The 26,646-nt window shown below is 56.8% G+C and carries 21 protein-coding genes; 12 read left to right on the top strand and 9 right to left on the bottom strand.

Annotated elements, in window-relative coordinates; translation table 11 throughout:
• Positions 1-4: 4 nt before the first annotated feature.
• Both MARLIPOL_RS09410 and MARLIPOL_RS09405 read left to right on the top strand, forming a co-directional pair.
• Positions 5-922, top strand: coding sequence for a LysR family transcriptional regulator (locus MARLIPOL_RS09410; RefSeq protein ID WP_012137829.1), 918 nt, complete (start codon positions 5-7; stop codon positions 920-922).
• A gap of 76 nt (positions 923-998) precedes the next feature.
• Positions 999-1,364 carry a DUF7352 domain-containing protein gene (locus MARLIPOL_RS09405; RefSeq protein WP_012137828.1) on the top strand — a complete coding sequence of 122 codons (366 nt, stop codon included), beginning with the start codon at positions 999-1,001 and terminating at the stop codon, positions 1,362-1,364.
• Between the two features lie 79 nt (positions 1,365-1,443).
• Here the strand turns inward: MARLIPOL_RS09405 and pyk are convergent, their stop codons facing one another.
• Complete coding sequence (pyk, locus tag MARLIPOL_RS09400) at positions 1,444-2,892, bottom strand: pyruvate kinase (RefSeq protein ID WP_012137827.1); 1,449 nt, start codon at positions 2,890-2,892, stop codon at positions 1,444-1,446.
• Positions 2,893-2,959: 67 nt separating this feature from the next.
• On the bottom strand, positions 2,960-3,964 hold the full coding sequence (gene gap, locus MARLIPOL_RS09395; protein ID WP_012137826.1) for a type I glyceraldehyde-3-phosphate dehydrogenase: 1,005 nt from the start codon (positions 3,962-3,964) through the stop codon (positions 2,960-2,962).
• Positions 3,965-4,133: 169 nt separating this feature from the next.
• Between gap and edd the strand changes: the two genes are divergently transcribed.
• Together edd and MARLIPOL_RS09385 are read left to right on the top strand one after the other, a co-directional pair.
• Positions 4,134-5,954 carry a phosphogluconate dehydratase gene (gene edd, locus MARLIPOL_RS09390; RefSeq protein ID WP_012137824.1) on the top strand — a complete coding sequence of 607 codons (1,821 nt, stop codon included), beginning with the start codon at positions 4,134-4,136 and terminating at the stop codon, positions 5,952-5,954.
• The gene (locus tag MARLIPOL_RS09385; protein ID WP_012137823.1) at positions 5,951-6,916 is read left to right on the top strand and encodes a glucokinase; all 966 of its coding nucleotides are present in this window, start codon (positions 5,951-5,953) and stop codon (positions 6,914-6,916) included. The genes edd and MARLIPOL_RS09385 overlap by 4 nt, the downstream gene beginning before the upstream one ends.
• A gap of 47 nt (positions 6,917-6,963) precedes the next feature.
• Here MARLIPOL_RS09385 and MARLIPOL_RS09380 read toward each other — a convergent pair whose 3' ends face one another.
• Complete coding sequence (locus tag MARLIPOL_RS09380) at positions 6,964-7,698, bottom strand: nitroreductase family protein (protein ID WP_012137822.1); 735 nt, start codon at positions 7,696-7,698, stop codon at positions 6,964-6,966.
• Positions 7,699-7,979: 281 nt separating this feature from the next.
• Here MARLIPOL_RS09380 and MARLIPOL_RS09375 point away from each other — a divergent pair, with 281 nt between their 5' ends.
• Positions 7,980-9,467 carry a sensor domain-containing diguanylate cyclase gene (locus MARLIPOL_RS09375; RefSeq protein ID WP_186008479.1) on the top strand — a complete coding sequence of 496 codons (1,488 nt, stop codon included), beginning with the start codon at positions 7,980-7,982 and terminating at the stop codon, positions 9,465-9,467.
• Positions 9,464-10,063 carry a uracil-DNA glycosylase family protein gene (locus MARLIPOL_RS09370; protein WP_036191021.1) on the top strand — a complete coding sequence of 200 codons (600 nt, stop codon included), beginning with the start codon at positions 9,464-9,466 and terminating at the stop codon, positions 10,061-10,063. Before MARLIPOL_RS09375 ends, MARLIPOL_RS09370 begins: the two co-directional genes overlap by 4 nt.
• Here the strand turns inward: MARLIPOL_RS09370 and glpD are convergent.
• The 3 genes from glpD to MARLIPOL_RS09355 all read right to left on the bottom strand — a co-directional run bounded on the left by glpD (position 10,017) and on the right by MARLIPOL_RS09355 (position 14,342).
• Positions 10,017-11,543 carry a glycerol-3-phosphate dehydrogenase gene (gene glpD, locus MARLIPOL_RS09365; RefSeq protein ID WP_012137819.1) on the bottom strand — a complete coding sequence of 509 codons (1,527 nt, stop codon included), beginning with the start codon at positions 11,541-11,543 and terminating at the stop codon, positions 10,017-10,019. The two genes, MARLIPOL_RS09370 and glpD, sit on opposite strands and share 47 nt — an antisense overlap.
• 82 nt (positions 11,544-11,625) lie before the next feature.
• On the bottom strand, positions 11,626-12,513 hold the full coding sequence (locus tag MARLIPOL_RS09360; protein WP_012137818.1) for an aldo/keto reductase: 888 nt from the start codon (positions 12,511-12,513) through the stop codon (positions 11,626-11,628).
• Positions 12,514-12,515: 2 nt separating this feature from the next.
• Positions 12,516-14,342: an alpha-amylase gene (locus tag MARLIPOL_RS09355; RefSeq protein WP_012137817.1), complete on the bottom strand. Its 1,827-nt coding sequence runs from the start codon at positions 14,340-14,342 to the stop codon at positions 12,516-12,518.
• A gap of 262 nt (positions 14,343-14,604) precedes the next feature.
• On the opposite strand from MARLIPOL_RS09355, the gene malE reads away from it, so the two are divergent.
• The 3 genes from malE to malG all read left to right on the top strand — a co-directional run bounded on the left by malE (position 14,605) and on the right by malG (position 18,363).
• On the top strand, positions 14,605-15,804 hold the full coding sequence (malE, locus tag MARLIPOL_RS09350; protein WP_012137816.1) for a maltose/maltodextrin ABC transporter substrate-binding protein MalE: 1,200 nt from the start codon (positions 14,605-14,607) through the stop codon (positions 15,802-15,804).
• Between the two features lie 164 nt (positions 15,805-15,968).
• Entirely contained in the window at positions 15,969-17,462 is a 1,494-nt protein-coding gene (gene malF, locus MARLIPOL_RS09345) for a maltose ABC transporter permease MalF (protein WP_012137815.1), read from the top strand.
• Positions 17,463-17,472: 10 nt separating this feature from the next.
• Complete coding sequence (gene malG, locus MARLIPOL_RS09340; RefSeq protein ID WP_012137814.1) at positions 17,473-18,363, top strand: maltose ABC transporter permease MalG; 891 nt, start codon at positions 17,473-17,475, stop codon at positions 18,361-18,363.
• A gap of 304 nt (positions 18,364-18,667) precedes the next feature.
• Here malG and malK read toward each other — a convergent pair whose 3' ends face one another.
• The 3 genes from malK to MARLIPOL_RS09325 form a co-directional block, all read right to left on the bottom strand.
• The gene (gene malK, locus MARLIPOL_RS09335; protein ID WP_012137813.1) at positions 18,668-19,783 is read right to left on the bottom strand and encodes a maltose/maltodextrin ABC transporter ATP-binding protein MalK; all 1,116 of its coding nucleotides are present in this window, start codon (positions 19,781-19,783) and stop codon (positions 18,668-18,670) included.
• A 37-nt stretch (positions 19,784-19,820) separates the two neighbouring features.
• A complete protein-coding gene (locus MARLIPOL_RS09330; RefSeq protein ID WP_012137812.1) occupies positions 19,821-21,431 on the bottom strand; it encodes an alpha-glucosidase family protein in 1,611 nt (536 codons plus the stop codon).
• 178 nt (positions 21,432-21,609) lie between these two features.
• Positions 21,610-22,974 carry an SLC5/6 family protein gene (locus MARLIPOL_RS09325; RefSeq protein ID WP_012137811.1) on the bottom strand — a complete coding sequence of 455 codons (1,365 nt, stop codon included), beginning with the start codon at positions 22,972-22,974 and terminating at the stop codon, positions 21,610-21,612.
• Positions 22,975-23,149: 175 nt separating this feature from the next.
• Here MARLIPOL_RS09325 and MARLIPOL_RS09320 point away from each other — a divergent pair, with 175 nt between their 5' ends.
• The 3 genes from MARLIPOL_RS09320 to MARLIPOL_RS09310 all read left to right on the top strand — a co-directional run bounded on the left by MARLIPOL_RS09320 (position 23,150) and on the right by MARLIPOL_RS09310 (position 26,626).
• The gene (locus MARLIPOL_RS09320; protein ID WP_012137810.1) at positions 23,150-23,470 is read left to right on the top strand and encodes a TraR/DksA family transcriptional regulator; all 321 of its coding nucleotides are present in this window, start codon (positions 23,150-23,152) and stop codon (positions 23,468-23,470) included.
• 71 nt (positions 23,471-23,541) lie between these two features.
• On the top strand, positions 23,542-24,252 hold the full coding sequence (locus MARLIPOL_RS09315) for an ABC transporter ATP-binding protein (RefSeq protein ID WP_012137809.1): 711 nt from the start codon (positions 23,542-23,544) through the stop codon (positions 24,250-24,252).
• Positions 24,253-24,256: 4 nt separating this feature from the next.
• Entirely contained in the window at positions 24,257-26,626 is a 2,370-nt protein-coding gene (locus MARLIPOL_RS09310; RefSeq protein ID WP_012137808.1) for an ABC transporter permease, read from the top strand.
• Positions 26,627-26,646: the final 20 nt, after the last annotated feature.

The raw sequence follows: 26,646 nt of genomic DNA, 5'->3' as shown, positions 1-26,646 counted from the left end.
GTGGATGGATAACCTGAACTTTCGCCACCTCTATTATTTCTGGGTGATTGCGCGCGATGGGTCCATTGCTCGTGCGGCAGAGAACCTCAGCCTCACCCCCCAGACCCTCAGTGGTCAGTTGGCCACGTTCGAATCTGCTTTGGGCAATGCCCTTTTTCGTCGTGCCAATCGATCATTGCAGCTGACGGACTTCGGGCAAACCGTGTTCAGTTACGCGGATGAGATGTTCCAGACCGCCCAGGCGCTGACGGATGTGCTTCGGCAGCCGCCGGAGAACAGACCGCTGAGCCTGTCCGTCGGCATTGCCGCGTCTATTCACAAGTTGATTGCCTACCATTTGACCGCGCCCGCCCTTTCCCTTTCCCGGGAGGTGCGGCTGAACTGCCGTACCGGAGATACCACGGAGTTGTTGAAGCGTCTTGGCCAGCGGGAGCTGGACATCGTACTGACTGACCGGCAGCCAGCGTCTGCGGAGGCGGGCCAATTTCGCAGCCATCGTTTGGCGAGCTCTTCCATGTCGCTATTCGCGGCCCCGGATCTCGCCGCCAGTCTGTCGGCCGATTTTCCCGCCAGTCTTGACCGGCAACCGTTTCTGGCGACCTCCCTGGATGCGCCTTATATCAGCGCTCTGATGAACTGGTTCTCCAGCCAGAACATTCGGGTGAAAGTGGTGGCCGAGGTGGATGATAGTGCGCTAATCAAGGTCTTCGGCCGGGAGGGGTTAGGTTATTTTGCGGCACCCACCGCCATCAGTGAGGAAGTATGTCGGCAGTACCGGGTGGTTCACGTTGCCAGTATTCAGGAGGTGAGGGATAACCTGTATGCAGTTACTCGTGCCCGGGGTGGATACAATGCGGCGGTAGCGGAATTGCTGCTAGAGCGGCCAGAGCTGGACGATAAGATCGAAAATACCGAGCAATAAACCAGAAAAAACTATGTTCCTTTCGATTTATTGATTGTGGATGATGGCTGTGTGTTCCACAAAAGGAGAACCGACCATGAAAACGATCCACAAGTTTCGTCTTGAGAGCGGTAAAGAACCCAATACTCTGAAGCTCCGGGAGGGGTATCGTGTGGTTCGCTGCGAGTACGTAGTACCTCAGAAAGGTGTTTATCTCTGGGTGGAGCAGCCCCTGAATGTCGATATTCCGGTGGTCGAGCGGCAATTTCTGGTGGTGTATTCGGGCGATCCGGTGCCGGCCAGCTACCAGTACCTGGATACCGCGCTCGATCCGTTTGGCCCGGAGGCCTACCACGTTTTTGAGGTAACCGAGGCCAGGCCGGTGCAAGCTACTATCACCAAGCCTCACCAGGTCAGCTCTGTGTTGTTTCGGCCGGTTTCCCAGCAGGTAGGATCAGCCTGATCAAGGGAGGAATATGAAGGGCCCTTCGGGGCCCTTTTTTATGGGTTTTCTGATCGTTATAAAGATTGTGGGAGATAAATTAGCGGATATCCTGTCCAACCCGCACAATCTTCATGGTGTTGGTTCCGCCCTGGGCATTGACGTAATCGCCTTTGGTCATCACTACCAGGTCACCTTCTTTGACCACCTGTCGGCTGATCAGTTCGGAGACTGCCAGCGCATTGGTTCGCTCGTTGGGGATCTTCGCCGAATCAAACGGCACGGTCTGAACGCCGCGGAACAGTGCAACCCGGTGCTGGGTGGAGTGGTGGCGGGAAAAGGCAAAAATCGGCAGGCTAGACTTGATGCGGGACATCAGTCGTGGCGTGGCGCCGGTTTCGGTCATGCAGATGATCGCGGATACGCCTTCCAGGTGGTTCGCGGCGTACATGGCAGACAACGCAATTGCTTCGTCCACTTTCTCCATGCTCTCATGAATCCGGTGCTTCGACTGGTGCATGGAAGGCTGCTTTTCCGCGCCCAGACAGATGCGCACCATGGCCTCCACGGCTTCCGTCGGGTAGTCACCAACGGCGGTTTCCGCGGACAGCATGACCGCATCGGTGTAATCCATGACCGCGTTGGCTACGTCGGAAACCTCGGCCCGGGTGGGCATGGGGCTGGTAATCATTGACTCCATCATCTGGGTGGCGGTGATGACGGCGCGATTCAGTACCCTGGCGCGGGAGATGATGTGTTTCTGTACGCCGACCAGTTCGGCATCGCCAATCTCCACAGCCAGGTCGCCACGGGCGACCATCACGGCATCGGAGGCTTCGATCACAGCGTCCAGGGCGTCCACGTCATGGGCCAGTTCCGCGCGTTCGATCTTGGCGACCAGTCCCGCATCGGAGCCGGCTTCCTTCAGCAGTCGGCGGGCAGTATGCATGTCTTCTGCGGTTCGAACGAAAGAAACCGCCACATAGTCCGCACCAAGGCGAGCTGCCGTCACGATGTCCTGTTTGTCCTTCTCGGTCAGGGCTTCGGCGGACAGGCCGCCGCCACGTTTGTTCAGGCCCTTATTATTGGACAGTGGACCACCGATCAGGACCGTGGAAGTAATGCTGCTGGCGTCTACCGATGTCACTTCCATCTCGATGCGACCGTCATCCAGAACCAGGATGTCGCCGGGCTCCACGTCCTGAATGAGTTGCTCGTAATCGATACCCACCCGTTCCTCAGTGCCTGCTTCTTTATCCATCCCGGCATCCAGAACAAACGTCTGGCCAACCTTCAGGGTGACTTTATTGTCCGTAAAGCGGGCAATGCGAAGTTTGGGGCCCTGAAGGTCTGCCAGCAGTGCCACAAAACGGTTTTGACTGGCCGCTGTTTCGCGAACGCGGCGAGCACGGTCGATGTGCTCTTCGGCGCTGCCATGGGAAAAGTTCAGTCGGGTTACGTCAACGCCCGCTTCAATTATGGCAGCGAGGGATTCCGGGGAATCGGTTGCGGGTCCGAGCGTGGCGACAATCTTGGTACGCCTGAGCATGTTTGGTGTCCTATGGTTGATGAGAGGCTTTCCGAAAGGGTAGCGGATTCACGCAAGCCGGCCAGGTTTACTGGCCGGCTTTGATCAGGGCGATGGCATTATCCAGCATTCTGTTCGAAAAACCCCACTCATTGTCGTACCAGGCCATGACTTTTACGTGACGGCCCAGCACCCGTGTGTGGTTAGCGTCAAAAACACTGGAAAGCGCGCTATGGTTGAAGTCTACGCTGACCAGTTTTTCGGTGTTGTAACCCAGTATGGGGTTGTCCTGGGCTGCGATCCTGACCGCTTCGTTGATCTCTTCAGCGGAGGTTTCCCGGTTGGCAATAAAGCCGAAGTCAACCAGCGATACGTTGATGGTGGGTACCCTGACAGCCAGTCCGTCCAGCTTGCCGTTAAGTTCGGGAATGACCTTGCCGATAGCGGCAGCTGCGCCGGTTTTGGTGGGGATCATCGACTGGGTTGCGGAGCGGGCACGGTACAGATCCGAGTGGTATACGTCGCTCAGTTTCTGGTCATTGGTGTAGGAATGAATGGTGGTCATCAGACCACTTTCGATGCCAACGGCCTTATGCAGTGCTTCTGCCACCGGGGCCAGGCAGTTAGTGGTGCAAGAGGCGTTGGAAATGATGTCGTCGCTCGCAGTCAGGCTTTCGTGATTAACGCCGTAAACCACGGTGGCATCGGCGTCGGGCGAGGGTGCGGAAATGATCACTTTGCGGGCGCCAGCGTTCAGATGCGCCTGAGCCTGTGTGCGTTTGGTGAAGAGACCGGTGCACTCGAAGACGACGTCAATATGGAAGTCTTTCCACGGCAACTCTTCAGGGTTCCGGATGGCGGTGATGGCGATACGGTCGCCGTTGACCGTCAGCGACTCTGCATCATGGTTGACCACGCCATCAAAGCGGCCATGAACGCTGTCATACTTGAGCAGGTGCGCATTGGTTTCGGCGTCGCCCAGGTCGTTAATCGCGACAACCTGAAGCTGATTCCGGTAGTTGTTTTCGTAAAGTGCGCGAAGCACATTGCGGCCTATTCGGCCAAAACCGTTGATTGCGATGCGAATAGTCATTTTCTGACTCCTCTTGTGGTTGTTTTTTGTACGATGCCTAGGTCTAATGTAGTAAATATAACAACAAAAAGAGAAGAAATGAACGATTAGTGGGTGAAATCATCCAATAAAGAAAGTAAAATTACGTCTAAAAATGACGACGTTAATAATATTTGCTATGGAGTCCATCATGCACCCGACCGTTGACAAAGTGACTCAGAGAATCATTGAGCGCAGCCGTGCCACCCGGCAGGACTATCTCAGTCGTATGAATGAGCTCAAAGCCCAGTCGCCGCATCGGAGTTCACTCTCCTGCGGTAACCTGGCCCATGGCTTCGCCGCCTGTAATCAGGGAGACAAAGACACCCTGAAGTTCATGAACAAGGCGAATGTGGCCATAGTTTCCGCCTACAACGATATGCTTTCGGCCCATCAGCCCTACGAAAAGTTCCCGGATGCGATTCGTGAGGCCGCTCGTGGTATGGGGTCGGTTGCGCAATTTGCTGGAGGCACACCCGCCATGTGTGACGGGGTAACACAGGGGCAGCCCGGCATGGAGCTGAGCCTGTTTTCCCGGGACACCATCGCCATGAGCACGGCGGTGGCTCTGAGTCACAATATGTTTGACGCCACGCTACTGCTGGGTATCTGTGACAAGATCGTGCCGGGCCTGCTGATCGGCTCCCTGAGCTTTGGCTACCTACCTGCCATTCTTGTGCCAGCCGGCCCGATGCCTTCAGGGCTACCCAATAAGGAGAAGCAGCGGATTCGCCAGCTGTATGCCGAAGGCAAAGTGGGTAAGGATGAGTTGCTTGAAGCCGAGAGCAAGTCCTATCACAGCCCTGGCACCTGTACCTTCTACGGAACGGCCAACAGCAATCAGCTCCTGGTGGAAGTGATGGGCCTGCATATGCCGGGATCGGCCTTTGTAAACCCGAATACACCGTTGCGCGACCAGCTCACACGTGCCGCCACGGAGCAGGTCATCAAGCTTTCCAAACCCCACGGTGGTGAGCTTGGCCTGGGTGACATGGTCGATGAGAAGAGCATCGTGAATGCCCTCGTTGCCCTGTTGGTGACTGGCGGGTCCACCAACCACACTATTCACTGGATCGCCATTGCGCGGGCAGCGGGCATCATCATCGACTGGAATGATTACGCGGAGCTGTCCTCCGTTGTGCCATCAATGACCCGTATTTATCCCAACGGTCAGGAAGATGTAAACGCTTTCCACGAGGCTGGCGGCACGCCGTTCCTGATTCGTGAGTTACTCAGCGCCGGTTACCTCCACAATGATGTGGAAACCGTGGTAGGGCATGGACTTGAGCGTTATACCCAAATGCCGGATCTTGAGGGCGATAGACTGATCTGGCTGCCAGCACCCGAGAAAAGCCTGCGGCCCGATGTGCTCAGTTCCGCGACGGAGCCGTTTGCACCGGATGGTGGTCTGAGAGTGCTGGACGGCAACCTGGGTCGGGGTGTGATCAAGGTGTCTGCCGTCGCCAGGGAGCATCGCACGGTGGAAGCGCCAGCCGTTGTCTTCAATGACCAGAACGAGCTGAAAGCGGCTTTTGAGGCCGGCGACCTGGATAAGGATTGCGTGGTGGTTGTTCGTTTCCAGGGGCCGAAATCCAACGGCATGCCCGAGTTGCACAAGCTGACGCCGTACCTGGGCGTGCTGCAAGATCGGGGATTCAAGGTCGGCCTGGTCACCGATGGTCGTATGTCAGGCGCCTCCGGTAAAGTACCTGCTGCCATTCATGTATACCCGGAAGCGTTGGATGGTGGTCCACTTGCCAGGGTCAGAGACGGTGACCTGGTTTGTCTGGACGCCGAGAGAGGCAGACTGTCCATCGAGGTGGATCAGCAGGAATTTGCGGCCCGTGAATCTGCAAAGGCAGATCTGACCGGGTATCATCATGGTTACGGTCGGGAGATGTTTGGCTGGATGCGTCGTGCGGCCAGCACCCCCGAGGAGGGCGCCAGCTTTTTCTGGAATCATGAAGCATGACAACGATGAATTACTCCCTGGTAGGGGATATCGGGGGCACCAATGCCAGGTTTGCCCTCGTGCGCTCCGGTGACTTCGCGCCGGAGGCGGTGGAGGTTCTGGCTTGCAGCGATTATGACAACCTCGATTCCGCCATTGCCGATTATTTGCAGCGGTCGGGGATAGGGGAAGTCCAGGATGTGTGCCTGGCAGTGGCCTCACCCGTTTCAGGCACCAAGGTGCGGATGACCAACAATCACTGGCGCTTTGACAGTGAGGAAGTGCGCCGACAGTTTGGTTGGAGCGCATTCAAAGTCATCAATGACTTCACAGCGATGGCGCTTGGGGTTCCCCATGTCGCCGCTGAAAAGCTGATTCACGTCTGTGGTGGTCCCGGTGATGCCCACCGGCCGAGGCTGGTGATCGGCCCGGGCACGGGTCTTGGGGTGTCCGGTCTGGTGCCACTTCAGGATGGCTGGGTACCGTTAATGACGGAAGGCGGCCATGTGGATTTTGCGCCTACGGACGATACCGAGATGGCGATACTGCGGATCCTCAAGGCTCGTTTCGGTCGGGTGTCTGTGGAGCGGATTCTCTGTGGCCAGGGGTTGCTGAACCTTTATCAGGCTCATGCCGAGATACAGGGTGTTGCGGCTCCTTTGGATGCGCCGGCGAAAATAACGGCAGCAGCGCTGGAACAGTCGGATTCGCTTGCGCGACATACCCTCCGTCATTTCTGTGAAATTCTGGGACGGGTTGCCGGCAACGGCGTATTGACCCTGGGCAGCACGGGTGGTGTCTATCTGTGCGGGGGTATCCTCCCACGCTTTATCGATTTCTTCCTGGAAAGCCCATTCCAGAAAGGCTTCGAGGATAAAGGACGTATGCGGCCTCTGCTCGAGGCGACACCGGTTTACGTGGTCACCGAAGGTTATACCGGTCTGTTAGGAGCGGCAGAAGCGCTGACGAATCCGGAAGTGTAGGGTGGGAAATGTGTTGCAGCGCTATAGGAGCGTTGCAACATAGCCACTCAGAGATAGTGAACCAGTTCATCCTGATTGAATCGATATTGGCGATTGTAAACCCCTTTTTCGGCACGCTTGCCCGCCGCCAGCACCATGGTTACCAGTCCTTTTTCCGGTAGCGACAGCAACCGCCGCACCCGGTATTCATCGAACCCTTCCATAGGACAGGAATCGTAACCGTGTGCTCTGAGCGCCAGCATCAGGTTCTCCGCTGCGAGGGCAGTTGACTTGGTCGCCCAGACCTTCATTTCGTTGATCGAGTAGGGCCCCCTTGGAACCGGACGAGAGAGTCCAACGACCAGCCCAGCCGTCTTCTTGGCAATACCCAGGAGTCCGAAAGGCCCCTGGTTGTAATGAATGGGTGCGATCTTTGAATAATACTTTTCCACAATCCCCGGCAGTTTTTCTTCGGGCCATTGCTCCAGTGCCATGCGCGAATGCTGGCGCCAGGTGTCGGTGCGGGCAACGACCGCGATCAGCACCGGGGCGGTTTTCGCAGCGTTCTGACCAAGACAGGCCTCGGCGAGACGGTCCTTCAGTTCCGGGGTTCTTACTACAAAGAATTCCCAGGGCTGCAGGTTGCTGGAGTTGGGCGCCAGCATGGCCAGGTCCAGGCAATCGTCCAGCACATCCTGGGGCACCGGCTCATTGGTAAACCGACGAACCGATCGCCGGCTGCGGACCACCTTGCGGAATTCGTCCAGAGTTGGATTCGGTGCAATGTCAGACTTGGCATTCATAGCGGCCGTCCTTCTAGTCAGGGGGGAAGTGGCGGTTTTGTTGGATACGAGAGCTGGCTTTAAGGTGACGTTAACCGGAAGGTTATGCAAGCGTCGGTATGTCCTGGCGCAGTGAGCTAACCAAAAGGGGCTGGCAATCTCCCTGGGGGCTATCTCTTGTTTTTCGAAGGGGCTATTCTGGAGATACAAAGTGACGAGAACACCTGTACCTATCACACAACTATCATAACGAGCAGTGTTCCCCTTTTATGGAATTTTTAATTTCCCAGTTCGCCCGCTCATTGTCCGGCGCCGAGAACCTCGAGCAGCTGACCCGTCCCATTCTTGAGCTTTTGCAGCGTATCACCGGTCTTGAATCGACCTATCTGACAGTGATTGATGAATCGAAAGGCGTTCAAACGATTCTTTTTTCGGACAATTCCGGAAGTATTAACTTGCCTGAGGGAATGGAGGTGCCCTGGGCGGATACCTTGTGCAAGCGGGCAATGGATGAACGGCGATACTTTACTGATGATGTTGGAAAAATCTGGGGAGACTCCGAGGCTGCAAAGGATTTGGGCCTAAAGACTTATCTCTCTGTCCCTGTTAATAATCTCGACGGGAGCATCTACGGCACCCTTTGCGGCGCGAGCAGCTGTTCTTCAACAGTCGACCCGGAAGTATTGGATGTGCTGGAACTCTGTTCCGAGCTGATTGCCTATCAGATCGCCAGGGATGCTGCCGCCAGGGATTCGGTCCGGCGAGCGCGCAGGGCGGAGAAAAAGCTGGAGTCATTATCGTTGATTGCTGAAATCGGCGAGTTGTGTTTCCGGTCGTATACGCTTGATTCCGCCCTGATCGGTGCCGCCGGCTTGCTCGAAGAAAGTGGGGAGTGGGTAAGGGCGGTGCCCTTTGTCCAGACCGCGCAAGGCGTCAATACTCTGGTTGATGGTGGAGACGCCTGGTTGGGCAGGATCCGCGAGGTAGTCGACCTGATCCCGCTGACGGATTCGCTAAATAATCGTGCTCATCCTGATCCATTTGTCAGCGCCCTTGAAGTGGGGCTATTAGAGAGTCTCCAGTCAGAGGCAGGTTTGTCGAGCGATGCAAGCGCCGCTCTGATCAGCGTGGAGACGCGTGGTCGCCGGGTGGCAGGTATTCTCCTGATTCAGGAAAAGGTGCTGACCGAACCGGAGAATAACCGGCAGATTATCATCAGTTGTTCCAATTATCTGTCTCTGCTGGCCGATCGGTTGGAATATCTCACGCAGCTCGAACGTGCCAATCAGGAACTCGTTGTCTACGCTCTCCATGATCCTCTTACCGGGCTTGCCAATCGTCGATACCTGGTGGAGGAGCTTGCGCGAATGCTGGCCGCCGCGGAGCGCAATGGCAGTTGTGTTTATGTGGCCTTTATCGATCTGGATGGATTCAAGTACATTAACGACCAGCATGGGCACGAAGCAGGTGATCACCTTCTTAAGGGCATGGCAAAGCGTTTGCGGGAGGCGACACGTGCGGGGGACCTGGTCAGTCGTTACGGTGGTGACGAATTCGTGGTGTTGTCATCGGCAGGAGCCGAGGGGGAGTCATTAGAGCTCGAGGCTTTCCTCGGCAGACTCAGATCAGTAACGACCGGCCAGTTTATTTTGCCGGAGTTGACACTTGATTACGGCGGCGCGAGCGTGGGCGGTGTTGCCAGTCGGCCAGGGGAAAGGGATCCGGATAAGCTGTTGGCAAGAGCGGACGACGCCATGTATGCGATCAAAAAAGTCAGGAAACAATCATGACCGAGGCATACTCCTCTCTCTCGTTTGACGAGTTAGTCGCCAGGGTACGCCAATGCACATTGTGTGCAGAGTACTTGCCACTTGGGCCCCGGCCGGTGATTCAGCTCAGCGAGTGCTCAAGAATACTGGTGGTCGGGCAGGCACCGGGCCGGCGGGTTCATGAAACCGGGTTGCCGTTCAATGACCCCAGCGGCGATCGTCTCCGCAACTGGATGGGCATTAGCCGGGACGTATTTTACGATGAGAGCAAGCTGGCGATACTGCCCATGGGGTTCTGTTACCCGGGTACCGGTAAGTCCGGTGACCTCCCACCGCGCCCCGAGTGTGCGCCAACCTGGCGAGAAGCACTGCTGGCGAGGCTGAACCACATAGAGCTGACACTGGTCATCGGGCAGTATGCCCATGCCTGGCATTTGTCGGACCCGAAAAAGTCAGTGACCGACAATGTAAAAGAGTGGAGAAAAGACTGGCCCAGCGTGTTGCCGCTGCCCCATCCCAGCCCCCGCAACAATATGTGGCTGCGGCGTAATCCCTGGTTTGAGCAGGACGTCATTCCTCAGCTTCAGAAACGGGTTCAGCAGATACTCCGGTGCTGAGTTTGAGGTAGGAAGCCAGTTCCCCGACGTCCTCTGCCGTGGCGTAAAGCCCCTGTTTGGTCCGCCGCCAGAGGATATCTTCTGCCGTTATGGCCCATTCCCCCGACACGAGGTAATCCACTTCGTTCTGGTACAGGTTGCCGGTAAACCGTCTGCCCAGGGATTCCAGATCAGTCGCTCCATTCACAACCTGGTGAGTGCGTGTACCGTAGGTCCTCACGTAGCGGTTTAATAGCTCTTCAGGCAACCATGGCCACCGGGATTTCAGTTGTGCGGACAGGTCGATCTGGTCAGTAAAGTCACCACCCGGAAGTACGGCGTTCCGGGTCCAGGCCGGACCGGTTTTCGGAAAGAACTGGCACAGTTTGTCGGTGGCCGCTTCGGCGAGTTTGCGGTAAGTGGTGATCTTGCCGCCGAATACTGAAATAACCGGCGCGTTTTCATCAGAGGCATCCACCTCGAACGAGTAGTCACGGCTGGCTTTCTGGGCCGGTTGTTGTTCATCGTCCATCAACGGTCGAACGCCGGAATAGGACCAGACCACATCCTTTGTCGTCAATTGGTGTTTAAAGTGGGCGTTTACGATGTCGAGGAGATAGTCAGTTTCGTCCGTTGAAATGGTTGCCTTGCGAGGATCGCCTTCATACTCCACATCGGTAGTGCCGATCAATGAAAAGTGATCTTCGTAGGGGATCACAAAGACGATACGGTCGTCTTCATTCTGCAGAATGTAGGCCTCGGTATCCTTGTTCAGGCGCGGCACCACAATATGGCTGCCTTTGACCATGCGGATCATCCGCGGGGCGGGCATGGAGAATGCGTCACTGAACAGACGGCTGACCCAGGGGCCAGAGGCATTGACGATGGTCCGGGCAGAGATGGTCCGGGTTGTGCCGTTGGTTGTGTTTTCCAGTGTAACGCGCCACTGGTCGTTGCCCCGTTCCGCGTGGACGCATTTGGTCCGGGTGAGTATGGTTGCGCCGCACTCCTGTGCTTTAAGGGCGGTCAGAACCACCAGGCGGGCGTCGTCCACCCAGCCGTCCGAGTACTCGAAGCCCCGGGTGATTTCAGGTTTCAGGGGGCTGTCGGCGTCAAATCGGATGGAACGGGAGCCCGGGAGGAGTTCGCGTTTGGCCAGATGGTCATACAGGAAAAGGCCGGTACGAATCATCCAGGCGGGGCGCAAATGCTCTCGGTAAGGGAGGCGAAAGCGCATGGGCCACATGATATGGGGCGAATTCTTCAGCAGTGCTTCACGTTCGGCCAGAGCCTTCCGTACCAGTCTGAATTCGTAGTGCTCCAGGTATCGGAGCCCTCCGTGAATAAGCTTGCTGCTGTTGGAGGACGTGGCGGATGCAAGATCGTTCATCTCGCACAGCAAAACCTTCAGGCCCCGACCGGCAGCGTCCATGGCGATGCCCGTGCCATTAACACCGCCGCCCACAATGACGACATCATAATCTGTCTGTAGTGCTTTCATTATCCGGTCGTTCCCTGGCACATCTACTCGTTCATTCACCTGAGTATAACGCTGTTGACCAACAGTAACGATGCCCCTTGTATCAGGCGACCGCCGTTTTGCGAACGGATTCAAGAAGCCGGTACCAGAGCGGGCGGGGCAACGGGCTCTGGGCGCCGCGAGTGGCGGAATGGATCCTGTCAGGGTTCATGGAACCGAGCACCGGCACTGGTGATCCGGGAATCTGGTGTAGCCAGGCAATGGCGAGGGCGGTTTCATCCAGTCCGGTTTCCTCGCGCGCTCTGTCGAGCAGATCGGCGGGAATCCGCTCCGCCAGATTGCCGCCACCCAGCGGAGACCAGGCCAGCCAGCGCATCCCGTCAGTCAGGTGTGCTTCCAGTGTGCCATCGAACAGTGGGACAGTGTGGGCAATGGACAACTGGCTTTGGTTGCACACCAGTGGCAGGCTGGTATTCCGGGCCAGCCATCGCCACTGTTCCGGCAGGTAGTTGGACACACCAATATGGCGTATCTTTCCCGCTGATACCGCATTTTCCAGCACACGGGCGACGTCGTCAGCCTGCAGCAACGGGTCGGGCCGATGGATCAGAAACGTATCAATCTGCTCCACGGACAGTGACGACAGGGCCTTGTCGATGGCGTTCGCCAGGTATCCGGCTTCTGCCTGGTAGTGTTTCACTTGCCAGGGTGAGCTGTCCTGACCAGCCGGTACGATACCCGCTTTGGTGATAACGCGAACCTGTTTGGCCAAAGTCGGGTGTGCGCGCAGTGCGTCACCGAACAGCCTCTCACATTCGCCGGCGCCATAGATGTCGGCGTGGTCGAACACATTCAGCCCTTCATCCACGCGTGCTGATACCCAGTCGGCCAGCTTCGCCGGTTGGGTGAGCTCGGGATGATCGTGGAGCCGCATCATCCCCAGAATCAGGGGTGTTTCCGGTGTAAAGCCTGCTGTTGGGGTGTTTTGCACGGTTACTCCTTGCCGAAGGCGATGACCACGCGGTCGTCGCCGTGGATTCTTGAAAAAACATAGGGCTCTGCGCTAAGGCGTGTATGCGCCCCTGCACCAATGGCTGGATGGCGCGCGCGAAACTGCCCCAACTTCTTCCAGTGGGACAGGACTGGGTCTGCCTTGCCACTTTCGATATCGGTCCAGTTCATATCGGATCGGGTTCCCTGGTGGCCATCTGAACCGGTAGGCCCGAACTCGCGCCCGGTCTCATCCCCATAGAAGATCTGGCTGGTTCCCGGTGTAAACAGCAGGGCGCTGGCTACACGCTTCTGCAAGGCGGGATCATTATCGTCGATTCGACTAAACAACTGGGTATCGTGGGACGAAATGTAGTTCATTACGTTGAACGGATTGTCGCCGTTCATCTTCTTCGAGTAATCACTGTAGATGGCCTCCATCTCAGGCAGGCAGGTAGCACCGGCATGGGCTTCTTCCTGCAGATCAAAGTTGATGACTGCGTCGAAGCCGGAATCAAAGTAACTACTGCGAGTCACCGAGTGGGGGAAAACCTCGGCTACCATCCAGAAGTCCTCCGCAGGCAACGGTTGCCCGGGGTTGTTGCTGCGATAGGTGTCCAGCGCATTCTGGGCTTGGGTTTTCAGTGCCTGCCAGGCTGCCGGTTCCACATGTTTGGCGGTATCCACCCGGAAACCGTCAACGCCAAATTCACGCACCCAGCCTGTCAGCCAGGTGATCAGGTAATCCCGGACGGTTGCGTCATCAAGTTGCGTGGCACGGGTGTTTTCCTTGTTCTGGAGGAACAACGGCAGGTCAACCGCTTTGTCCGATTCGGTCTTGAAGTCCGGTAGGAAGGCCAGCGAGCCGCGTACCGGGTCGATGGAGGCATTCGGCGGTGTGTCATAGTCCCCGATGCCGGCACGGACCCAGTCCTTGCCCCACCAGTTGCGCCAGTGGGGGTGATCGTAATCGATCAGCGCGTGGTAGGCGTGGAAATTCTCCCAGGATTCCGGCTGCCACTCGCCCCATTGTTCCGGCAGGTGTTTTTCGAACCCTTCGCGCAGTCCGCCGAAGCTAAACCCCTGCATGTCCTGGAGTGTGGCGTAGCCGGGGTGGTTCATGACCACGTCCATCACCACGCGAATACCGCGGACATGGGCTTCTTCCACCAGGGTGCGGAATTCTTCACGGGTGCCGAAATTGGCGTCCGGTTGGGTAAAATCCAGGGCGTAGTAACCGTGGTAACCATAGTGCTGGAAATCGCCCCGGTCGCCACCACCAACCCAGCCGTGAATCTGCTCGAAGGGCGGGGTGATCCAAACGGCATTAACGCCCAGTTCCTTGAGGTAATCCAGTTTTTCGGTCAGGCCGGCGAAGTCACCGCCGTGGAAGGTGCCGATTTCGTCCTTGCCGTCGGGTTTTCGCCCGTAGTTGCTGTCATTATCGGTACGGCCGTTGGCGAATCGATCGGTCACGGTAAAATAAACCGTGGCACCGGCCCAATTAAAGCTCTTTTGACCAGCATCAGCGGCCTCAAGCAGTATCAGGCCTTCTGCTGCCGGGGCGGGGGTAAGGGTTACTTCGCCATTTTCCACCCGGGCTTTGTCGCCGCTGTAAAAGTCCCGCACCCAGTCACCATCGGCGAAGGTGTCGCCAACAGGAATCGTCATCTCTGATTGCGTAGCGGTACACAGGCCATTATTGACTGAACTGATTGGGCTTTCAGACAGCGGGGCGACGGTCTCATACTGGCTTCCGGCACAGCCGGCAAGGGACAGGCACGTCGCAAGGCTTACGGTTAACCTGATGTTTTTGGGGTGCTTGTTCATGCAAAGGGCTCCGGTTCCATTTATTGTTGTCTTACCGTAATCAAACCAGACCCGGAGGGTGGGTGGTAGGCGGAATTCACTACGCCTCACTACTCCCCCATTCTACGCCTTAGGGAATGAAATCAGGGCTGATGCCAGCGACGGAAAATTGCAACACAGTTGGGTTACTCGCAATAGAAAGATTTGCGTTAAGCCCGTCCGGCCAACCTCATGCGAGGACGGACAACAAGAATAAGGCAAGTACAAGCAGAGGAATTACCTGATGAATCGTCGAACTTTTATCCGCAGCACACTCGCCGCTTCCATTGTTGCAGCAACCTTTGGTCTGTCTGCCCCCGCTCACGCCGAAATAGATGAGGGCAAGCTCCTGGTCTGGATTAACGGTGACAAGGGCTATGATGGCCTGCAGGAAGTTGGAAACTGGTTCACTGAGGAAACCGGCATCCCTGTTGAAGTAGCTCACCCTGACAGCGCCACTGACAAATTCCAGCAGTCTGCCGCCACCGGTAATGGCCCGGATATCTTTATCTGGGCCCACGACCGGCTTGGTGAATGGGCCCAGAGTGGCATTATCTCTGAAGTAAAGCCATCACAGAGTGTTATCGACGCGAACTTCGATTTTACCTGGGATGCGGTGACAGTTGACGGCAAGATGTACGGTTACCCCATGGCCGTTGAGTCCATCGGCCTGATCTACAACAAAGATCTGATTCCAGAGCCGCCCCAGGCATTTGAGGACATTCCAGCCATTCACAAGAAGCTGGCGGAAGAGGGCAAACGCGCCATTTTGTGGGACTACAACAACACCTATTTCACCTGGCCGATGGTTGCCGCGGCCGGAGGCTACATCTTCGCCCAGAACGAAGATGGTAGCTATGACGTAAAGGACACAGGCGTAAATAACGAGGGTGCCTTGAAAGGGGGCAACATGCTTGCAACCCTGATTGAAGAAGGCGTCATGCCGCGCGGTGCGGACTACAGCGCCATGGAGTCCGGTTTCAATAAGGGCGAGGTTGCCATGATGATCAACGGCCCCTGGGCCTGGGGTAACCTGGAGAAAAGCGGTATCAATTTTGGTGTAACCACCTTGCCGACCGTTGACGGCCAGCCAAGCAAACCAATGGTGGGTGTCATGGCGGCAACGCTGAATTCCGCAAGTCCAAACAAGGACCTGGCCGTTGAGTTCCTGGAGAGCTACGCGCTATCGGTCAAGGGGCTGAAAATGGTTAATGACGACGTGCCCCTGGGTGCCGTAGCCAACAAGGAATTCATGGACGAGCTGTCGTCTGATCCCAACATCGCTGCTACCTTCGAAAACGCCGAACTGGGCGAGCCTATGCCGAGTGTGCCCGCCATGGGCGCGTTCTGGTCATCCATGGGGCCAGCTCTGCAGAACATCACTTCTGGAAGACAATCCGTTGAGGATGCCCTGAACTCAGCAGCACAGCGCATTACACGATAATGTGGAGCCGGAAGCGTCGTCCGCCAACGGGCTGGCGGCGTTTCGGGTTGTGCTGACCTGTTGTTGAATATCTGCCACCGCCGATTGTGGCGACGGCTTTAAACGGGCTGACTACAATGATAACGGAATCCCTGTCCTCCTACGGACCCGAAAGCAGACTTCCAATGATGCGAATAATTCTGAAGTGGGGCGTTCTGGCCGCGCTGGTGGGAATGGCGCTCTACCTGATACTGGCGCTCTATGCCCAGCAGGAATTTGTGTTTGCGATGCTGTTCCTGGTGCTGACCGCATCAGCAGTATTTGTCTTCGTTAATAAGAAGCTATACGCCCACCGCTACATCTTTCCTGCCATTGCTGGCATGGGGCTGTTTGTTATTTTCCCGCTGATGTACACCGTAGGCATTGGTTTTACCAATTACAGTGCCAGTAATCTCCTGAGCTTCGAACAAGTGCAGGATAACCTGATGGGGCGGACCTATCAGTCCGATTCCATTCGCTATGATTACGGTCTTTACCAGACCGATGCCGGGTATGTGGTTTACCTGGAAGGGGAACACCAGGATCTCGTCACGCCTCCCCTGGAATTGGACGGCTCGGAAGCGAGTGTGCCTGTGCTACCCGCCTCAAAGAGGCCGACAGGAGAATCTCTGGCTATGCGGGATATCATCCAGCTTCGTTCGAATCTGGGCAGTCTGAACCTGCTGACCGAAGACGGACGCGAGCTGAGCATGGCCAGCCTGCGTTCATTCGCCGCGATTCATGACCAGTACACGCTGCACGATAACGGCAGTATTACCAATAACCAGACGGACGTAACCTATTTCCCCGATCACGACACCGGGTTTTACCGCAGCGCCGATGGTGACAGCCTGTCACCAGGCTGGACAGTAAATATTGGTTGGGACAACTACCTGAAGGTGGTATCTGACCCCACTATTCGCGGGCCATTTTTTGAGATCTTCGTTTGGACGCTGTCCTTTGCGGTAGCGACGGTCGTGTTTACCCTGGCACTTGGGTTGCTTCTGGCGAACCTGCTGCAGTGGGATCAGATCCGTGGTAAAGGCTTCTATCGCACCATGCTGATTCTGCCTTATGCCGTGCCGGCCTTCATTTCAATCCTCGTGTTCAAGGGGCTGTTCAACCAGAACTTCGGTGAAATCAACTTGGTGCTGGAAGGACTGTTCGGGATGCGTCCGGACTGGTTCAGCGACCCGGCACTGGCCCGCACGATGATCCTGATCGTGAATACCTGGCTTGGCTATCCCTACATGATGCTGCTCTGCATGGGCCTGCTGCAGGCAATTCCACGGGATCTTTATGAGGCATCCGCCATGGATGGGGCAGGGCCAGTGAACAACCTGTTCAATGTCACCCTGCCGCTGATCATCAAGCCACTGATGCCGCTGTTGATCGCAAGCTTTGCGTTCAATTTCAATAACTTCGTCCTGATCGCCCTGTTGACTGGTGGTGCCCCCGATATTATCGGCGCCAGCACACCCGCAGGCACTACAGACCTGCTGGTGAGTTACACCTACCGCATTGCGTTCCAGGATTCCGGACAGAACTTTGGCCTGGCGGCTGCTATTGCCACAGCCATCTTCCTGGTGGTTGGCGCTCTGTCGCTGATCAACCTGAAACTGTCCAAAGTGAAAGTATAAGGAGCTACCCATGGCGATGGTTCAACCGCGCTCCACCAAATATCGAGTTCTGGCGTCCCATCTCGGGATGCTCGGGTTCATCGTGATCATTCTCTTTCCACTGCTGATGGTGATTTCCATCTCCTTCCGCAGCGGTAACTTTGCGTCCGGCAGCCTGCTGCCGGAGAATCCTTCCCTTGAACACTGGTACCTGGCGCTAGGAATACCTTATACCGGCGAAGACGGTACGGTGACCCAGCCGCCGTTCCCGGTGCTGCTCTGGCTGTGGAATTCCATCAAGATCGCAGTGGTTTCGGCAGTACTGATCCTGGCGCTTTCCACCACCAGCGCCTACGCCTTCGCCCGCATGCGCTTTGCCGGTAAGGGCTTTGTGCTCAAGTCCATGCTGATCTTCCAGATGTTTCCACCGGTGTTGTCCCTGGTGGCGCTGTATGCCCTGTTTGACAAAATAGGCAATCACGTCAGCTGGTTGGGGCTGAATACCCATGGGGCGGTGATCGTTGCTTCGCTGGGGGGCATGGCGCTGCATATCTGGACTATCAAGGGCTACTTCGACTCTATCGATCGCTCCCTGGAGGAGGCGGCCATCGTGGATGGGGCGACCACCTGGCAGGCGTTCCGTTACATACTGCTGCCGCTGTCCGTGCCGATCCTGGTGGTGGTGTTCATTCTGGCGTTTATCATGACCATCATGGAGTACCCGATGGCGTCGGTGCTGCTCGTTGATACCGACAAGCTGACGCTGGCGGTGGGTGCGCAACAGTATCTCTATGAGCAAAACTATTTGTGGGGCGATTTCGCCGCGGCGGCGGTGCTATCCGGCCTTCCTATTACTTTGATTTTCCTCTACTGCCAGAAATGGATTGTGGGCGGTCTGACCGCCGGTGGCGTCAAGGGATGATGCCCTCGTTGTCCTCCTGGCTTCTCTGAAGTCCCTTCCCTGGCCGTGACGGAAGATCCCGCGCGGCCTTTCCGCGATCTCCGCGTCTTCCAGCGTTAACTTTCGCGACCCGGTCAGGCTGAATCCCCCCTACTGACCGGGCTTTTTTGGTCTTCCCGGTTCGTCGATCAAAAGCAGATTCGGGCGTGGGTGCAAAAAAGGGGCCGGTACGTGACGGAACCGGCCCAAAGGGAACCCTGTTAAGGGTGACGACAGATCGAATGGAACAGGGGCCGAATCGGCCCCGGGGAGCTTTCAGGGGGAATCAGAAATCTATGCAGGGTTCCTGGAATAGGCGGGGGCAGGCGCTGCCATCCTGACGGAACAGGTGACACTTGTTGGCATTCATTCCCAGGGTCACCGGGGCCCCTTCCTGTACTGGATTTCCGCCGTCGGTCCGCATCGTGATGACACCGTCCACATTGTTCATGACCAGGTGTACCAGAGTCTGGTAACCAAGGCGCTCGACCACGTGAACTTCACCTTCCAGGTACATATCCGCCTCCTGGTTTTCGCTCAGATGCTCTGGGCGGATGCCCAGGGTAACCGTTTCACCCTCGGTGAGTTCGGAGCCGTTCACTGGCAGCTCCAGGTGGTGGTTGCCAGGCATCACAATGGTTGCGGACTGGCTGCTTGCGGATGCGACCGTACAGTCGATGAAGTTCATCTTCGGGGAGCCGATAAAGCCGGCAACAAAACGTGTTGCGGGGTAGTGGTAGAGCTCCATGGGCTTGCCGACCTGGGCGATGGCGCCATTGTCCAGGGCTACGATCTTGTCTGCCATGGTCATGGCTTCCACCTGGTCGTGGGTTACGTAGATCATGGTGGCGTCAAGGCGTTTGTGCAGCCGGGAAATCTCGATACGCATTTGTACGCGCAATGACGCATCAAGGTTGGACAGCGGCTCATCAAACAGGAATACCGCTGGCTCGCGAACAATGGTGCGACCGATGGCAACCCTTTGGCGTTGGCCGCCGGACAGGTCCTTGGGCCTGCGTTCCAGCAGTTTGTCCAGCTGCAGCAGGTTTGCGGCATCCTCGACCCGGCGGTAAATTTCCGCCTTATTGGTCTTGGCGAGTTTCAGACCAAATGCCATGTTCTCCGCTACGTCCATATGCGGGTAGAGCGCGTATGACTGGAAAACCATGCCCACTTCCCGCTCCTTGGGTGGCAGGTTGTTGACCCGTTTGTCGCCGATGTACATGTCGCCGGACGTGATGTCCTCCAGTCCGGCGATCATGCGTAGCAACGTGGATTTTCCACAGCCGGAGGGACCGACAAAGACCACAAACTCGCCGTCTTCAATATCCAGGTTCACGTTACGTGTAACCTGGGTCTCGTCATAACTCTTGCAGATGTTGCGTAAGGTTACGCTGGCCATAACTAGCCTCTTCTTGTTTGATCTGTGTAATGCTATCTCAGCCCCGGGCGATGTCTACGCCCCAGGCCTCAAGTTGCAGTTCCTGTCCATGCCACTGGCCACCGACAAAGTCCGGTGTGCCTGCCAGGGGCGTCGTTTTCGGCAATGTCAGAGTGACTGGCCGCTCGCTCAGATTGAGGGCAATCAGTAAGGTTTCCCCCTGGTAGCTGCGCGAGTAGACAAGGGTGTTTTTCGGTGCCTTGTGAAAGCGGATATCTCCCTTGAGCAGTATCGGTTGCTCCCGACGCCACGCGAGAAAGGCGCGATAGGCTTCCAGTACTGAATTGTCTGCATCCTGCTGGACGGCGACGGCGGCGCCATAATGATCATCATAAACCGGCAGCCATGGGCGCGCATCGGAAAAGCCGCCATGGCTCTTCTTGTGATGCCACACCATTGGCGTGCGGCATCCGTCACGACCTTTGTATTCCGGCCAGAAGTTGATGCCATAGGGGTCTACCAGATCCTCATAGGCCAGTTCGGCTTCGGCCAGCCCCAGCTCCTCGCCCTGATAAATGCAAACGCTGCCGCGCAGCGTCAGAAGCATGGCCATGTAGGCCTTTAGCTGCTGTTCAGATTTCGCTTCCCATCGGGTCGCTACCCTGGTCACATCATGGTTGCCAATTGCCCAGCAGGGCCAGCCATCGGTAAGCTTTTCTTCAATGGTGTTGACGGTTTTACGGAAAAAGTCCGCACCGTGTTGCTCAGTCAGCAGGTCGAATGAATAGGCCATGTGCAGCTTGTCACCGCCGCTGGTGTAATCCGCCATGGTTTGCAGCGAGTTGTCATCGCCGATCTCACCAACGGTGGTGGTGCCAGGGTACTGGTCAAGCAGGGCCCGGAGCCGTTTGAGAAAGGCAATATTCTCCGGCTGTGTTTTGTCGAACTGATGCAGCTGGTACGCGTAGGGGTTCTCTTTGCGAACCCCGATGGAACCTTCGGCCACGGTGCTGGCAGGCGGGTTGTCTCTTAGCTTGCGGTCATGGAAGCAGAAATTGATCGCGTCCAGGCGGAATCCATCGACGCCCCGGTCAAGCCAGAACTGCACATCGGAAAGAACCTGTTCCTGTACCTCCGGGTTATGGAAGTTCAGATCGGGCTGGCTGGTAAGGAAGTTATGCAGATAATACTGCTTGCGACGACTGTCCCAGCTCCAGGCTGGACCGCCAAATACCGATAGCCAGTTGTTTGGTACGGTGCCATCTTCTTTCGGGTCTGCCCATACATACCAGTCGGCTTTTGGATTGCTGCGACTTGCGCGGCTCTCGACAAACCAGGGATGCTGATCCGAAGAATGGCTGAGTACCTGGTCAATCATAATGCGAAGACCCCGTTTGTGGGCCTCGGCAATCAGCGTATCGAAATCGCTCAGGGTGCCGAATATGGGGTCCACATTGCGGTAGTCAGCGACGTCATAGCCAAAGTCTTTCATTGGCGATGTAAAAAACGGTGACAGCCAGATCGCATCCACGTTCAGGCTGGCAATGTAATCCAGCTTGGCGGTGACACCCGGCAAATCGCCGATCCCATCGCCATTCGAATCATAAAAACTGCGTGGATACACTTGATAGGTGACGGCGCCGCGCCACCAGTCAGGGTTTTTGATCATGTTGCCTCGCTTACACTCTGGTGGTGAATCTTGTTTTTTACCCTGAAGTCATAGTGCGTTGGCGGTGGCAACCATTCATCCTCCTGCCCGAGTTTTTGTTGGCGTAGATGGGGGGAGGAGGGGGGCGTAGAGGGGGGAGGCCTGACCATGAAGGGTCAGGCCGAGAAGCTTTTTCTGCCTATTTCCGTCCGGCCAGGGCCGCCAGAATAACGCTGGCGGCCACGGAACAGAGAAGAGCCCCGAGGAAGGGGGACAGTGTTGGAAAGGCCCCAGGGAAACTCGCGGCCATCAAGCCGGCACTCAGGGTGCCACCGCTGATCCAGCCGGGCAGGATGGCACCGACCAGTCCCGCCAGTCCTCCGCCTACGGCTGCAGTTGTCGACATTTTTTTCCACAGTCCCATAAGTACCGGAATCACGGCGGTCGCACACAGCAGGTCGGCGATCAGAAACAGCCGGAGGACGGAGATGCCCTGCAGCGCCACCAGTACCACGGGTATCATCAGCAACACTGTAATCCAGCGGGCGGCGGTCAGGGATAACCCCTTCTTTTCGGTAACGGCCAGCGAGGCCAGGGCGTTCTGCAAGGTATCCACGGAGGACGCGACCAGAGTCAGTGCCAGTACAAGAGCCGGAATGGTCAGCCACGCTGGTGCGCCTGAAAGCATGGCGAAGAATGGAATCGGTGGATTACCAAGATCCGTTCCGCTCATGGCCGCTGCGATGCCCATCGAGCCCACCAGGGCAACCACGGCAATGGTGATGATGCCCCCGAAGAATGCGCCGCGCTGGAGGGAAGAAGTGTCACGTGCGGACCACAAGCGTTGCCAGTAACCCTGGTGAAACAGGTTGGCCGCAGTTACCGCGATTACCAGGGTGAGTGCCACACTCAATGCGCTGCCAACCGGAACCGAAGGGCTATGATCCAGACTGATCTCAGGCAGGCGGTTGATCGCAACCACGCCGACTATGATGAGCAGAGCGATCAGCAGGAAGGCCTGCCATTGGTCCGTCACGAGGCTCGCCCGTAAACCTCCCCAGGCCGTGTAGATCAGCGTTGCTGAAGCCACGGCCACAACCGCCAGATTGCCGTTCACGTTGGAGAGCAGGGATGTAATAGCACCGATGGCAGTGAGTTCGGCGGTCACAAAACAGAGCATGTAAAGCACTGAGATCAGAGATACATAGCGGCGGACGCCGTTGCCGTAGCAGGCCTGTGCAAACTCTCCAATGCTTCGACCCTGTGGTAGAAGCCGACGAATGGCGGGGCCGCAGAAGGCGAATACAATGAATGGCAGGGCCGCGCCGAGTGCGTAACCTGCCAGCGCCAGCGGTCCCACCAGTGCGCCGACTTCCGGGGGCGCAAACAGGATCCAGCCGCCCATCCCCGAGGCCAGGAAACTGAGGCCGAGAGCTCTTGCGCCCTGTGTATTCCGTGCGGTCACGAAATCATCAAGGCCCCCGTCGGCCAGTCTTGCCCGCACGCCAAGCCAGGTAAACAGGATGAGGGCAACAGCCAGTGCGGCCGTGGTGGTGTAAAACATGACAATCGCTCCGCCGATAAGAAGGAGCGAAATAGTGACATATAACGGGCTATTGGGCGAGATACTCAAATGTCAGCGGCAATTTTGACAAGCATCAATCCACAGTCCAGCTTATGATTTACTCTGTGTCCTCTATAGTTGACACATCATCGGCAGCGATTTCAGGAGGTGCGCGATGAATAACCGACAATCCGAGTTGGAAACCCTACGGTCGGATCTGAAAGCCAGGCTGTCACGCTTTGAGGCTCACCAGCACCGTGAAGACGGGGCTCTGGAGAAGGATTTCGAGGAGCAAGCGGTACAGACCCAGAACGACGAAGTGGTGGATTCCCTGGAATCCGAGACCCGCTCCGAGCTGGCCCAGATTGAACATGCGCTGGAGCGAATCCAGCAGGGTATGGGAGATGAGTGCGAGCGGTGTGGAGAAGAAATTGATCCGCGCCGGCTTCAGGTGCTGCCCTATACGACCGTTTGTGTGGATTGTGCCGACGGCTGACTTGACCTCTACGATCATACTGGCCACTGAGTCGCCAGGATAACGACGAATCCTTACGCAGGGATAGGCGCATGGTAAATCAGCCGGTTTTCCAGACCCGTGGACTGACCAAGGTCTACGATCAGGGAGAGGTCCAGGTCCATGCCCTTCAGGGTGTGGATCTTGACCTGTACGCTGGTGAACTGGTGGTGATGCTTGGTGCCTCGGGATCGGGAAAATCCACATTGCTGAATATCCTCGGCGGTCTGGACGTACCGAGTACGGGGACCGTCTCCTATCGCGATGAACGCCTGGACGGTGCCCGGGAAAAGGACCTGACCCGCTATCGACGTGATTTTGTCGGCTTTGTTTTCCAGTTCTACAATCTCATCCCCAGCCTGACTGCGCGTGAAAATGTGGCCGCAGTGACTGAAATTTCGCGCCATCCCATGGAGCCGGAGCAGGCGTTGGCACTGGTTGGCCTTGAGGGAAGAATGGATCATTTTCCTGCCCAGCTTTCCGGTGGCGAGCAACAGCGTGTTGCAATAGCACGGGCCATCGCAAAGTGCCCGGAGGTACTGCTGTGCGATGAGCCCACCGGTGCCCTGGATTCAGCCACCGGTATCCGGGTTCTGGAGGCGCTGGAAAAAGCTAACCGGGAGACCGGGACCACCACAGTGATCATTACCCACAACGCTGCGATAGCCAATATGGCGGACCGGGTGATCACCCTGTCCGATGGCAGAATCAGTGGCGAGCACCGCAACGGGTTGCGCCAGGACCCGCGGTCGCTGAGCTGGTGATGATATGAGCGGCCATACTCTGCGTACAAAACTCTATAGAGAGCTTTGGCATCTGAAGGGGCAGGTCATTGCCATCGCCCTGGTGATTGGCGGTGGCGTTGCCGTGTGTCTGATGTCACTGGTGAATTATTCCTCGCTGACCGCCACTCGGGCTGATTACTACGCTGAGCACCGGTTTGCGGATGTCTTTGTATCTCTCAAACGGGCGCCGAATCACGTGCTGCAGCAGGTTGCACGTATTCCCGGCATCTACAACGTCGGTGCCCGGGTAGAGGGCGCGGCCAAGCTTGATATTGCCGGCTTTGATGAGCCGGTCTCGGCACGGCTCATCTCGTTACCCGAAACCGGCATGCCAGAGGTAAACCGACTGTATTTGCGACTTGGCCGCTTGCCGGAGGCTGGACGAAACAATGAAGTTGTAGTCATAGGCAGCTTTGCCGATGCCCACGGTCTGGTTCCCGGCGATACCCTTTCCGCCATTATTAACGGCCGGCGTCAGCAGATGACAGTGGTGGGAGTTGCGGAATCACCCGAGTTTGTCTACATCATCCCACCGGGCGCGATGCTGCCTGATTATGAGCGATACGGCGTCCTCTGGTTACCCCGTAAATCGCTCGCTGCTGCGATGGATATGAGCGGTGCTTTTAACAGCCTGGTTCTTCAAACGGAGATGGATACCCCGATCGCAGGTGTCATCGACCATCTGGATCGGTTATTGGCGAGATACGGTGGCACCGGCGCCTTCGACCGGTCAGAGCAGTTCTCTCACCGTTTTCTGAACGATGAATTGAATCAGTTGAAGACCATGGCAACGGTATTTCCGTTGATTTTCATGGCAGTGGCCATGTTTCTCCTCAATGTGGTGATCTCACGGCTGATCAGCACCCAACGTGACATCGTTGCTGTATTGAAAGCCTTCGGATACAGCAATCGGCAGGTGGGATGGCACTACAGCCAGATGGTATTGGTCATTGCCAGCGTTGGTCTGCTGTTGGGGACGGTGGCCGGGCTCTGGCTGGGGCGTGAACTGGGCCAGCTGTACATGGAGTTCTACCGGTTCCCGAGTTTGCTGTTCAGTATCAATCCCTGGTGGCTGGTATTCCTTGCGGCTATTACCCTGCTGGTCGCCTGGATCGGAGGCTGGCGTGCGATACGTGCCGCAGCCGCCTTGCCCCCGGCGGAAGCCATGCGTCCCGACGGCCCCGGCCGGTTTCGCAAAGGGGCTTTTGAGCGTGCTTTGGGTGGTCTCCGATTCAGTCAGCCGTCAAGGATGATCCTTCGCCAGCTTGCCAGCAGACCGACTCGCACCCTGTTATCAGCCACCGGTGTTGCGATGGCCGCGGCCATCGTTATGGTTGGTAATTTCCAGTTTGACTCCGTCGGTTTGATGGTACACACCCAGTTCGCCCGGGTGCAGCAACAGGACATATCTGTCAGCTTTGTCGAGCCTGTTAATGAGGCTGCGCTGTATGGTCTTGCCCGACAGCCTGGGGTGCTTTACGCCGAAGGTCGACGATTGGTATCAGCCCGCCTGATTAACGGTCACCGGGAATGGCGCACCGTGCTCACGGGCATCCCCGGTGATGCCAAAGTCCAGTTTGTGATCGATCAGAATCTGAACCCGGTTCCACTGCCACCCGCTGGTCTGTTGCTGACCGATTTTCTGGCTGTTGAGTTGGGCGTGAAACCGGGTGACATATTGACTATCGAGGTGCTGGAGGGGGAGCGGCGAAAGCTTGAGATTCCGGTGGCCGGCATTACCAATGAGTTTCTGGGCGTCGGTGCCTATATGATGCTTTCCGCTCTCAATCGCAGCCTGAGTGATGGGCCCCAGATCAATCAGGCGCTTCTGAATATCGAGGATGAGCGTGCCCCCGGTCTTTATCGACAGCTCAGGGAAATGCCCGGTGTGCTCGGCATTGGTATCCGGCAGGCCATGCTGGACAGTTTCTTTGACACCCTGGCCCGGAATTTCCTGACGTTCACGCTGGTAAACAGCATCCTTGGGGGCATCATTGCGTTCGGGGTGATCTATAACACGATACGTATCTCGTTGGCGGAGAAAGGGCGTGAACTGGCAAGTCTGCGCGTGCTGGGATACACCCACAACGAGGTGTCTCATATCCTTTTGGGTGAGCTCGCACTGTTGCTGATATTGGGTGTGCCACTGGGCTGGGCAATCGGTCATGGTTTGGGTGAACTGATCGTGTCGGCAATGCAGACTGAACTCTATCGCGTCCCTCTGTTGATTACGTATCAGACGTTCGGAATCTCCGCTGCCGTTGTTGTGTTGTCTGCATTGGGTTCCGGATTTATTGCCTGGTGGCGGTTGCGGGGTCTGGATCTGGTGGCGGTACTGAAAACCCGGGAGTAGGGCTGTTCAGCAAGGGGTTA

Origin of the sequence: Marinobacter lipolyticus SM19 (assembly GCF_000397065.2) — a bacterium.
Classification (GTDB): domain Bacteria; phylum Pseudomonadota; class Gammaproteobacteria; order Pseudomonadales; family Oleiphilaceae; genus Marinobacter; species Marinobacter lipolyticus.
This window is presented reverse-complemented; position numbering and strand designations above follow the sequence as displayed.

What these genes read in the sequence shown, in the direction of transcription:
- MARLIPOL_RS09310 (WP_012137808.1), top strand. Translation starts at nt 24,257, where the DNA reads ATGAGCGGCCATACTCTGCGTACAAAACTCTATAGAGAGCTTTGGCAT.
- edd (WP_012137824.1), top strand. Translation starts at nt 4,134, where the DNA reads ATGCACCCGACCGTTGACAAAGTGACTCAGAGAATCATTGAGCGCAGC.
- glpD (WP_012137819.1), bottom strand. Translation starts at nt 11,543, where the DNA reads ATGAAAGCACTACAGACAGATTATGATGTCGTCATTGTGGGCGGCGGT.
- malE (WP_012137816.1), top strand. Translation starts at nt 14,605, where the DNA reads ATGAATCGTCGAACTTTTATCCGCAGCACACTCGCCGCTTCCATTGTT.
- malF (WP_012137815.1), top strand. Translation starts at nt 15,969, where the DNA reads ATGATGCGAATAATTCTGAAGTGGGGCGTTCTGGCCGCGCTGGTGGGA.
- MARLIPOL_RS09355 (WP_012137817.1), bottom strand. Translation starts at nt 14,342, where the DNA reads ATGAACAAGCACCCCAAAAACATCAGGTTAACCGTAAGCCTTGCGACG.
- gap (WP_012137826.1), bottom strand. Translation starts at nt 3,964, where the DNA reads ATGACTATTCGCATCGCAATCAACGGTTTTGGCCGAATAGGCCGCAAT.
- MARLIPOL_RS09410 (WP_012137829.1), top strand. Translation starts at nt 5, where the DNA reads ATGGATAACCTGAACTTTCGCCACCTCTATTATTTCTGGGTGATTGCG.
- MARLIPOL_RS09405 (WP_012137828.1), top strand. Translation starts at nt 999, where the DNA reads ATGAAAACGATCCACAAGTTTCGTCTTGAGAGCGGTAAAGAACCCAAT.
- MARLIPOL_RS09370 (WP_036191021.1), top strand. Translation starts at nt 9,464, where the DNA reads ATGACCGAGGCATACTCCTCTCTCTCGTTTGACGAGTTAGTCGCCAGG.
- MARLIPOL_RS09325 (WP_012137811.1), bottom strand. Translation starts at nt 22,974, where the DNA reads ATGTTTTACACCACCACGGCCGCACTGGCTGTTGCCCTCATCCTGTTT.
- malK (WP_012137813.1), bottom strand. Translation starts at nt 19,783, where the DNA reads ATGGCCAGCGTAACCTTACGCAACATCTGCAAGAGTTATGACGAGACC.
- MARLIPOL_RS09330 (WP_012137812.1), bottom strand. Translation starts at nt 21,431, where the DNA reads ATGATCAAAAACCCTGACTGGTGGCGCGGCGCCGTCACCTATCAAGTG.
- MARLIPOL_RS09385 (WP_012137823.1), top strand. Translation starts at nt 5,951, where the DNA reads ATGACAACGATGAATTACTCCCTGGTAGGGGATATCGGGGGCACCAAT.
- MARLIPOL_RS09320 (WP_012137810.1), top strand. Translation starts at nt 23,150, where the DNA reads ATGAATAACCGACAATCCGAGTTGGAAACCCTACGGTCGGATCTGAAA.
- MARLIPOL_RS09315 (WP_012137809.1), top strand. Translation starts at nt 23,542, where the DNA reads ATGGTAAATCAGCCGGTTTTCCAGACCCGTGGACTGACCAAGGTCTAC.
- malG (WP_012137814.1), top strand. Translation starts at nt 17,473, where the DNA reads ATGGCGATGGTTCAACCGCGCTCCACCAAATATCGAGTTCTGGCGTCC.
- pyk (WP_012137827.1), bottom strand. Translation starts at nt 2,892, where the DNA reads ATGCTCAGGCGTACCAAGATTGTCGCCACGCTCGGACCCGCAACCGAT.
- MARLIPOL_RS09380 (WP_012137822.1), bottom strand. Translation starts at nt 7,698, where the DNA reads ATGAATGCCAAGTCTGACATTGCACCGAATCCAACTCTGGACGAATTC.